Source organism: Synechococcus sp. R5-15 (assembly GCF_047462035.1).
Classification (GTDB): Bacteria; Cyanobacteriota; Cyanobacteriia; order Thermostichales; family Thermostichaceae; genus Thermostichus.
Genome location: NZ_JANSIK010000062.1, coordinates 1 through 9004, shown reverse-complemented (window position 1 = coordinate 9004; position 9004 = coordinate 1). Strand labels below are relative to the sequence as shown.

10 protein-coding genes are annotated in these 9004 nt (G+C 57.8%); 7 read left to right on the top strand and 3 right to left on the bottom strand.

Features of this window, described 5'->3' with window-relative positions; all coding sequences use genetic code 11:
* The 3 genes from NW839_RS06135 to NW839_RS06125 form a co-directional block, all read left to right on the top strand.
* Positions 1-188 (top strand): hypothetical protein (locus NW839_RS06135; protein ID WP_414343625.1); only part of this gene is annotated, 188 nt, incomplete at its 5' end.
* Positions 189-357: 169 nt separating this feature from the next.
* Positions 358-564, top strand: coding sequence for a hypothetical protein (locus tag NW839_RS06130; protein WP_011432020.1), 207 nt, complete (start codon positions 358-360; stop codon positions 562-564).
* Positions 565-604: 40 nt separating this feature from the next.
* Positions 605-832, top strand: coding sequence for a hypothetical protein (locus NW839_RS06125; protein ID WP_011432021.1), 228 nt, complete (start codon positions 605-607; stop codon positions 830-832).
* A gap of 153 nt (positions 833-985) precedes the next feature.
* On the opposite strand, the gene fba is transcribed toward NW839_RS06125, so the two are convergent.
* Positions 986-2065, bottom strand: a complete 1080-nt coding sequence (gene fba / locus NW839_RS06120; RefSeq protein ID WP_011432022.1) for a class II fructose-bisphosphate aldolase — start codon at positions 2063-2065, stop codon at positions 986-988.
* A gap of 390 nt (positions 2066-2455) precedes the next feature.
* On the opposite strand from fba, the gene NW839_RS06115 reads away from it, so the two are divergent.
* A complete protein-coding gene (locus NW839_RS06115) occupies positions 2456-3052 on the top strand; it encodes a hypothetical protein (protein WP_414350535.1) in 597 nt (198 codons plus the stop codon).
* A 36-nt stretch (positions 3053-3088) separates the two neighbouring features.
* Here NW839_RS06115 and murI read toward each other — a convergent pair whose 3' ends face one another.
* Entirely contained in the window at positions 3089-3967 is an 879-nt protein-coding gene (gene murI / locus NW839_RS06110; protein WP_414350536.1) for a glutamate racemase, read from the bottom strand.
* Between the two features lie 176 nt (positions 3968-4143).
* The gene (locus NW839_RS06105; protein ID WP_414380518.1) at positions 4144-6000 is read right to left on the bottom strand and encodes an N-acetylmuramoyl-L-alanine amidase; all 1857 of its coding nucleotides are present in this window, start codon (positions 5998-6000) and stop codon (positions 4144-4146) included.
* Between the two features lie 165 nt (positions 6001-6165).
* Between NW839_RS06105 and NW839_RS06100 the strand changes: the two genes are divergently transcribed.
* From NW839_RS06100 to NW839_RS06090, 3 genes are all read left to right on the top strand, one after another.
* The gene (locus NW839_RS06100) at positions 6166-7293 is read left to right on the top strand and encodes a hypothetical protein (protein ID WP_414350539.1); all 1128 of its coding nucleotides are present in this window, start codon (positions 6166-6168) and stop codon (positions 7291-7293) included.
* A gap of 352 nt (positions 7294-7645) precedes the next feature.
* Positions 7646-8251, top strand: a complete 606-nt coding sequence (gene cbiT, locus NW839_RS06095) for a precorrin-6Y C5,15-methyltransferase subunit CbiT (RefSeq protein ID WP_414332185.1) — start codon at positions 7646-7648, stop codon at positions 8249-8251.
* Positions 8252-8448: 197 nt separating this feature from the next.
* Complete coding sequence (locus NW839_RS06090; protein ID WP_011432028.1) at positions 8449-8667, top strand: hypothetical protein; 219 nt, start codon at positions 8449-8451, stop codon at positions 8665-8667.
* Positions 8668-9004: the final 337 nt, after the last annotated feature.

The window sequence follows — 9004 nt, the reverse complement described above, 5'->3', positions numbered from 1 at the left end:
GACTGCGCAAGGAGCCATCCATGCGCAGCGTGGTAGGAATCTCCGGCCTTCAGGCCGGGGAGGATGTCAATTTCCCAGTTTCACCCTCCTCTCTGGCTCAGCTTGGAGCCAATGGCCTCATCGGCAAACCCTTCAACGCCGCCACCCTGGCTGCGGACATCTGTGCTCTGCTGGGCTGGGATCCCTGACTCAACCCTGAACCCGCCCCAAAGACCCCTGGGATCCCACCGATATCCGCCAAATCGCGTAGAAGAAACGTACAAATTGCCTACGCAAATCCTCGATGTTTCTCTGTACTTCCACTGATCTCGAGGCTATGATAGGGGCATGAACGTTAGAAATACGGAGGAAACACAGATGCAAGTCAGTGAAGATCTAACCCTGGACTACCGTACTTACCGCATAGCAGCCCTATTGAGCGAGAGCTTCTCTTTGGGAGCACTGCTGGGAGTATCCCTCAAGTGGCAGAACGATGTCTCCTCCGTGAATGAGCCGCGGCCCAGGGCTTCCCATCTTTCCCTGCAGGACATCGAGCAGCGCTACCTCACCTCTTGGCAAAGATAGTCTTCTCCCTTCAAAAACCATCTCTCAAACAGAACCAGCCATGAATACAAGTCTTGACTCTGTTACTCTGCCCTCCAGCATCCAAGAAATCGTGGAGCAGGTGTTCCGCAGCAGCTTCCTCAGCTTGGGCCAAGAGAACCGCATCAATGAGCTGCTCTTTCAGCGGCGCTACTCTGAGGCTGACCTGGAACTGTTGGACTGCCTAAGCTTGGCGTTGCTGAACCATCAAATTGAGACGGAAAAACGTTCTGCGGCAAAAGCTGCCTGACCCCCAAAACGCATCAAGTTCCTCCAAAGCAAAAGAGGATCCCAGCTGGATCCCCTTATTTGTCCAATCTGAGTCCAGTGACCTAGCTGATCTCCAAGGAAAACCCTGGAAGCGCCCCGGCAAGCATTCCAGAGTTCTTGCAGGATGTGGGGACTAGACCGCAACGGTCTTCTTCACCTGAGCCGCCAAAGCTCCAGAAGCATACTTGGCTGCCATCTCATCCAAGGTAACCACCGGAACTTTGGTGCCATGGCCAGCACAGCCGAAGGCAATGTAGCGCTCAGCACAGACTTTTTGCATTTCCTTGATGGAAGGCTTGAGGAAGTGGCGGGGGTCAAACTCTTTCGGATTCTCGGCCAGAGCGCGGCGCACGGCAGCTGTGATGGCCAGGCGGTTGTCGGTGTCGATGTTTACTTTGCGCACTCCATTTTGGATGCCCCGCTGAATTTCTTCCAGCGGCACACCGTAAGTCTCGGGAATGGAGCCGCCGTATTCGTTGATGATGTCGATCAGCTCCTTGGGCACCGAGGAGGAACCGTGCATCACCAGGTGCGTGTTGGGCAGGCGGCGGTGGATCTCAGCAATGCGCTCCATGTCCAGAATGTCGCCGGTGGGCTTACGGGAGAACTTGTAGGCGCCGTGGCTGGTACCAATGGCTACGGCCAGCGCATCCACCTGAGTTCGCTCCACAAAGTCCACCGCTTGGTCGGGGTCGGTGAGGAGTTGGTCATGGCTGAGCGCCTCTTCCGCACCGTGGCCATCTTCCGCTTCCCCACGGCCCGTCTCTAGGGATCCCAGGCAGCCCAGTTCCCCTTCCACACTCACCCCGATTGCATGAGCCACTTTCACCACCTCGGAGGTAACGGCCACGTTGTACTCGTAGCTGGCCGGGGTCTTGGCATCTTCCTTGAGGGATCCATCCATCATGACGCTGGTGAAGCCGTTGCGGATGGCGGAATAGCAGGTAGCCGGGCTATTGCCGTGGTCTTGGTGCATGGCGACGGGGATGTGGGGGTAGGTCTCCACTGCCGCCAGGATCAGGTGCCGCAGAAAGTTCTCGCCCGCATACTTGCGTGCCCCTCGAGAGGCTTGCAGGATAACGGGGCTGTTGGTTTCATGGGCTGCCTGCATGATCGCTTGGATCTGCTCCATGTTGTTGACGTTGAAGGCAGGAATGCCGTAGCCATGTTCGGCGGCATGATCCAGCAGCGTCCGCATTGCAACGAGAGCCATCGGTTACCTCCTGAGGTGCTGACTTAGTGCGTATGAGATTTGCTTACCGTTGATCTTAAGATACTTTTTACGTTTTGGCGGATAAGCCGCCGGGGATCTGCGTATCTTGCCGAGGGATCTTTGCAACCATTGGCCGCAATGCTCGCGCTCAGACGCAACAGGCGCGCCGACATCTTCAGATACAGTGGGGAGGGGCAAGACTGTTGGGCGCTTGCATCGAGGATGGATCTGCCCATGCCCGCTCAATTTATCTCTTAGTCTCTCTAATTCTACTGTGGTGTTTTTGTGTTGTTTGCCCGGAGGAATGGGAACGTGCGTTGCGATCGCTGGCCGGTCTTGGGTGCAAAGCCAACAAGGGCTCTGTCCTGCTGGGGCAAAAGGCTGCGCTGGGTGCGAGGAACCGGTTTGGCAATGGCCTGCTGGGCAGTGGCGGGCCTTCGGTCGGCAGCTTGGGGGATCCCTGGGCAATCTCCGGATCAGGTGGCGGCCTGGGTGAGGGACAATCCTGTGCTGCGGCCCCGTCCGGGCGAAACCCTGAACATCAACCGAGTGGAGCCGGATGGATCCCGCTTTACGTTCTTGGCCTCGGTGGCTCCGCCAGGACGGATCATCAACCCGCTGGATCGGGAGACGATTCGCTCGGAGCGGATGACGTTCTTTCGCCCCCAAGGACTGACAGCAGAGGATCTCTTTCAAGCCATTCGCGACGTTTATGGGCCGGAGATCGCCGCCGATCTGGATCAGGCGGTGGAGGTGATTCGCTACCCGTCCCCAGAAGCTCTGGCAAGCAGTCCGGGCTATACCTTGGCCCTTGCCATCCAAGGGGTGGTGCTGCGGGGAAACCAATTTGTGTACTGGCTGGAGCTGACGCAAAACCCCGATGGCCGTGTACAGCAGGGGCAGGTGTGGGTGTTCCAAGAGGAATGGCTACCCAAGGTGGAAGGGGAGTTGGCGGAACGTTTCCCCTTGCAGGTGATGACCCGTTGAGGGGCCCCCAATCTTTATCCCCGAGGAGAAGGGCGCTCAGGGGCGGAGGGAGTTGCTGACATCCAAAGCCGGCAATTCCACCCGTTCTACCTGGGGCCGAAAGCCCAACCAAGGAGTGGCCAACTGGGCAAATCGCTCTGGATCCCCGCTCACACAGAAACGGTGGGGTTCCTCCTGGGCAGCGGTCGAGGGGCGGCGCAAGCCCCATAAGCTCAATTCGCGGGCCAGGGATCCCACCAGCGCCATCCCCGGATCCACTCGTTTGACCGAGGGGGGCAGCAAAGGCTTCAGGATTGGATCCAGCAGGGGGTAGTGAGTACAGCCATAGACAAGAGTATCGATCCCCTGTTGCAACAGCGGTTGCAGGTAGCGTTCAGCCGCCTGTCGCAGAGCAGGGCTATCCAGCCATCCGGCTTCAATGAGAGGGACGAACTCAGAGCAGGCCTGCTCCCAACAGTAAACGGGGTACGGAAAACGTTTGGGATCCAGAGCGCTGTACTCTTGAATGGCTCTTGAGTAAGCGCGACTCTTGACCGTGGCCACCGTGGCGAGCACCCCAATGCGGGATCCTTGGGCCAGTGCTGCCTGGGCGCCGGGTAGGATCAACCCCAGAACGGGCAGGGCAAACTCCTGCCGCACGTGGTCCAGAGCCAAGGCCGAGCTGGTATTGCAGGCCATCACCACCAGCTTCACCGGCTGTGCCTGCATCCATGTCAGAATTTGCCGCACAAAGGCCAGGATCTCCTCTGGCGAGCGTTCCCCATAGGGCAACCGCGCTGTGTCGCCGAAGTAGATGAGCCGTTCCTGGGGGAGCCGGCGGCGTAAGGCTCGCCAAACCGTCAGCCCGCCCAAGCCGCTGTCAAACACCCCAATTGGCCAACTGGGATCTGGCTCTGATTTCCACTCCCACTGCATGCTCCGTTCTCCTCAACACCTTGGCCTAAGCTGCTGTATCCTACCCTGCTTTCGAGAATCTCGGCGACAGATTCCCTGCCTTCCCTCTGAGATCAACTGGGCCAACTGGATCGTCAATTCGATCAGTTAAGGATCAATTGAGAGATCCGATAGACATGAACAAGCTCAGCCAACGGCTAGCGACTGCGCAAGAAAGTCTCAATGCCATCGGCAATGGCCCGCGCCAAAATAGCCTGATATTCGGCAGTAGCCAATTTTCGCCCTTCGGTTGGGTTGGTTACGTATCCCAACTCCAGCAGCACGGAGGGCATACCCACAGGTGTTTCCCGCACCACAAAAAAGCGGGCTCGTCTCACCCCCCGGTCAGCAGCACCGGTGGCCCTGACCAAGCTGCGGTGCAAGATGGCGGCCAGCTCGGCGCTATCGGGTCGCAGGTAATAGGTCTCGATGCCGTGAATGCCGGAGCGATCCAGGGCGTTGGCATGAATGCTCACCAGCAGGGCAGCATTGGCCTGAACGGCCATATCCACCCGCGGTTGCAGCAGCACTTCCCGGTCATCGGTGCGGGTCATCACCACCCCGTACCCCCGCTCCTGCAGCAGTCGTTGCACCTGGTGGGCAACGGAGAGCACGATGTCCTTCTCCTGGATCCCATCCACCCCGATGGCACCGGGATCCCGTCCCCCGTGGCCGGGGTCGATGGCAATGACCGTCCGGTTCAGAGATTGGGGGGTGGAAGGGGAGGCAGGGCCAGGCGTCTGCGGCTGAGGTATTGGTGGAGGAGCATTCAGAGGTCGCAGCTCCAAGGTAATGCGGCGGGATCCCTGGCCGGGGTTGGGCTCGAAGACATTGAACTCCTCGGCGGGCTGTACCAGAATGCTGACCGTGCGGGCATCTTCCTGGACAAAGCGGATCCGCTCCACCGGCCCTCCAACCGGCAAGCCGGGATCCGGCATAGACTGGGGCAGGCGAGCGGGCGCCACGTTGATGCGGTAGCCACCACTCTCGGGATCCCAGCCGGCCCGGTAGAACATGAATCCATCGGCGCTGATGATCAACCGGTTGCCCTGGAGCTGAACCGATTGCAACGTGGCCAGCGGCCCACTGCTGTTGACAGAGCTGACCTCGGGCAAAAGGCTGGCCTGGGCAGCACCGCCGGCAGGCTGGATCCAGATCCCACCTCGCTGTGGGTCGTAGCGGGCTTCCCAGTCGCCACCGGAGGAATCCACATCCAGCACTACCCGAGCAACGGTGGGCTCAAACTGCCCGATACGCAGCCGCGAAACCCCCAGACGGTTGATGACATAAGCTCGCTGGGTGAGGGCAGGGCTGAGGGTGGTGTTGAGAAAATCCACCACTACCCGATCCGGATCGAGGATGCGCCGCACCGTAGTGGAGGGGCTGCCTTGGGTACGGATAAAAAAGCCTTCTGCTTGCGGGGATACCTCTAAAATTTGATGGCCGGAGCGAGGAGATGGGGTGGGTGCCGGGCGTCGGGGAGGCAGTGTCGGCAAAGGCGGGGACGGCGGGAAGGGATCCCTGGAACCTCCCAATAAGCCGGCAGATGAAGGGGGAGAAGAAGAGAGAGATCCGGCCTGGGTGAATTGAACAGCCCAGCGGGAGGGGCCGGCAGTGAGCAGTTGCAGTTGGTTGAGGCTGAGAGGCTGATCCGGCTGCAGATACAGCACAAAGCGGGTAATGGTATCCGTAAGCTGGCTAATCTGCAGAGAGGTGACACGGCCCGCAAAAGTCTGGGTTTGGGGCTCCTGTCCAAAGCGGGTGTTGGGAAAATCCAGCACAACCCGAGGCGGATTCTGCAGCACGAACAGAAAAGGCCGCACCTCGCCCTGGGTGTTAACTTCCAGCCGCCCCTGCTGGGGGTCGTAGTACCAACGCTCAATGCGCGATAAACCTGGGGCTGTAATCGCCTGAGCCTGGACAGATTCCGGGGGAAACAGCCCTGCCCCCGCCAAGCTCAACAGCAGCATCGCCCCCCATATCTGCCTTGACCCCGGCTTGCCAAATTCGGGCATGACCTTCCATCCACTCCCCACACCTGCTGCCCTCAACTATACCAACCTGCCCTCGGAGCAGCCTGGGAAGGAGCGCAATTCCGCTCTTGCCTGCAGGGCTGGGGGATGATGGGTAGAGGCTCGCCCCTTCTTCTTCCTGCTTGTTCTCCGGCGAGGTATCTTGGGATGCCCAAACCACCGGATCCCCTAGCCCTGGCCCGAGCTGGACACGCCCAGTCGATTGTGCAGGTTGTGCGGATGGAGCTGCTGCGGCGTCGCTGGTGTGTCCGGGTAGACTTTGCCGACGAGACCCTGCACGTCCACCTGCTGGGATCCCTGTACCAGCCTGCGCTCTCCCCCCAAGTTGCCGCTGCCCAACTGTTTCTGATCTTGAAGCAACTGCGGATCCCACGGCTGGATCAAGTGGAGATTTGCGCTTTCCGCGGCTCACGCTTGCTCTGGCGGCAGAGCCTAAAGCTGGGATCCCGGCAGCGTTGGGATCGGTTTTCCTTCGATAACTGGGCAGTCAACGCTTGGGCTTACCCGGCTGCGTTTGCGGTGGCCCTGATGGTGAACAACATAGGCTTGTTGCAGTTGTTGCATTTGCCTCTTCACATTTGGATCCACGAATTTGGCCATGCCACCGTCGCCTGGTTGAGCGGGTATCGGGCTTTGCCTCTGCCCATCGGCTGGACAAGCGTTAGCTCGCAGAGGGATCCCTTTGTGTATTTTGGAATCCTCTTTTTACTGATTCTACTCTTCTGGTCAGCCCGCAAGGAGCGGATTGGGTGGCTGCAGGTGCTGGCCATCTTTCTTGCTCTATTGCAGTTTTACATGACCTGGCTGATGCCCAATCGCACCAGGGAGATGTTGTTTGTCTTTAGCGGCGTTGGAGGAGAGTTTTATCTCAGCACCTTTCTGATGGCCAGCTTTTATTTTCCCTTGCCAGATCGCTGGCGATGGGATTTTTGGCGATTTGTCGTGCTGGGGATCGCGAGCAGCAGCCTGTGGAGAAGCTTTTGGGAATGGCACAGCATCAGACTGGGATTGGCCGAGGTTCCCTGGGGAACTTTGTTGGGCGGCCAAGGAGATGCCAGGGGGGATATGAACCGCCTAAACTACGACTTTGGCTGGAGCACCGATCAAATTATCCAAACCTACACTTTTTTAGGGAACCTGTGTGTTTTCGTCGTATTGAGCCTATATGTTCTATTCCTGTTGCGGGCAAATGATGAGATTTGGCTGTATCTGCGAGCAAAGCTTATTCTTTGGATGGATGGTTTGATAGGCTCCAGTTCAAGGAAACGTTCTTAAGATCCTCTTGTACTGAACATTGCCCCAACTACAACTTTTTCCGGCAGCACTAGCTACATCCGGCGCAAAATGAGCTCTTGGGTAAAAGGGTCCCGCTTATCTCCAGAACTTCCCTAGTGTCCAACTCGATTCCTCAAGGGGGCAGGATCATTTTGGTTTTGGACTGCAGCTTTGCCGGTTGGGAATTGCTCCAACCACTCCGTTGAGCTCAGAGGGCGTTTGTGGTGCCCATCTGGGCAATGATTGGGCGGGAGAAGCGGCACCCCTATCAGGTTGGAGATGGCCTGTTGAGCATTCGCTCTATGCTGAGGGATATGTATAGACAAACTTCCTCTGCAACGGTACTTTACCCATGTCAGCCGCCTTCTCTTGGCCCTACCGCACCCCAGGGATCCCAGACTCTGCCTTTGAACGCATCCCAGGGATCCCGATGAGCCCTCGTGAGGTGCGCGTGTTGGTGCTAAGCCAGTTGCGCCTGGGAGAGAACCACTGCCTGTGGGATATCGGCGCCGGAACCGGCACAATTGCCATTGAAGCGGCTGTTCTATGCCCCAAAGCTCGCGTGATTGCCATCGAGCGAGATGCCGAGGTAGTCAGCCTAATCGAGAGCAATTGCGAGAAATTTGGCCTCACCAACGTGCAGGTGATTCAAGGTACTGCCCCCGATTGTCTGCAACACCTTTCTCCGGCACCGGATCGCATCTGCATTGAGGGAGGCCACCCCCTACGCGAGATCTTGGAAGCCTGCTGGAGCCATCTCAGCCCCAACGGGCGGGTCGTGGCGACGACCAACTCTTTGGATGGGCTCTACGGCCTTTCTGCCGGCCTGGCCGCTGTGCGGGCTCATCATGTGGAGGTGATTCAATCGGCGGTGAACCGCCTGGAACACCGCGGTCGGACTCAAATGCTGCTGGCATTGGATCCCACCTTTGTTTTAAGCGGAGAAAAAATGAGTTAAGTTTTATATGACCTGTTTACATTTTTTGGTAGATCTTTTCCCAAGGTGATGAATAAAAGCAGATTGGTCTGTCTCGAATGTCTTAAACTGGCAAAAAAGATTGGGCCACCACAAACCTTAAGCTATACTGATGTTTCTCGATCCCAAACTCAAATCTGCTTTTATACCAGATAAGAGAGCTGGGAAACCCAATAGCTATGGATCAATTCCAACACCCCTTTCAGGAGTCACGGGAAGTCAAACTGCGGCAACTGTTGATTCGGGAGCGCTGGCCGGAAATGCTGAAAGGCTGCCGGGCTTGCATCCATTGGGACGACTTCAAGCGACCGGAATGCTGTGGTGATTGCGGCATCGGGGATCGACGCAGGCAAGCAGTAGCCGAAGAAAGCCCACCCAGCAAGTCCCCAGGCATTTAGGGTTCGCAAGCTTCCCAAATTGGGATCCCAGCTCCTGCAGTAACTTTGGTAGTTTCTATTGAGAACTTTTACTCAGGGAGTTTTACCTAAAAACCGGGTCTCAAGCCCGGTCTTCATACCTGCCTGCGGCGGAAGCAAGCTGGCAAAGTGGGGAGGCAACGAGCGCCTCTCCCAAGATTGCTATGTCGTCGCTCCCTAGCCTCTCATCTTGCCCTCATTGGCCCCCTGCTTCAGCGTCTCAGGAGCAGCTCCCCAGCAACCTCCACGCAGGGATCCATGTTAATTTCTACACCAACATGGTTAGCGACAGGGTCGGCGACAAGCCTCAAACCCTGAT

Coding starts and splice junctions, on each gene's coding strand:
- NW839_RS06105 (WP_414380518.1), bottom strand. CDS start 6,000: ATGCCCGAATTTGGCAAGCCGGGGTCAAGGCAGATATGGGGGGCGATG.
- NW839_RS06090 (WP_011432028.1), top strand. CDS start 8,449: ATGGATCAATTCCAACACCCCTTTCAGGAGTCACGGGAAGTCAAACTG.
- fba (WP_011432022.1), bottom strand. CDS start 2,065: ATGGCTCTCGTTGCAATGCGGACGCTGCTGGATCATGCCGCCGAACAT.
- NW839_RS06125 (WP_011432021.1), top strand. CDS start 605: ATGAATACAAGTCTTGACTCTGTTACTCTGCCCTCCAGCATCCAAGAA.
- murI (WP_414350536.1), bottom strand. CDS start 3,967: ATGCAGTGGGAGTGGAAATCAGAGCCAGATCCCAGTTGGCCAATTGGG.
- cbiT (WP_414332185.1), top strand. CDS start 7,646: ATGTCAGCCGCCTTCTCTTGGCCCTACCGCACCCCAGGGATCCCAGAC.
- NW839_RS06100 (WP_414350539.1), top strand. CDS start 6,166: ATGCCCAAACCACCGGATCCCCTAGCCCTGGCCCGAGCTGGACACGCC.
- NW839_RS06130 (WP_011432020.1), top strand. CDS start 358: ATGCAAGTCAGTGAAGATCTAACCCTGGACTACCGTACTTACCGCATA.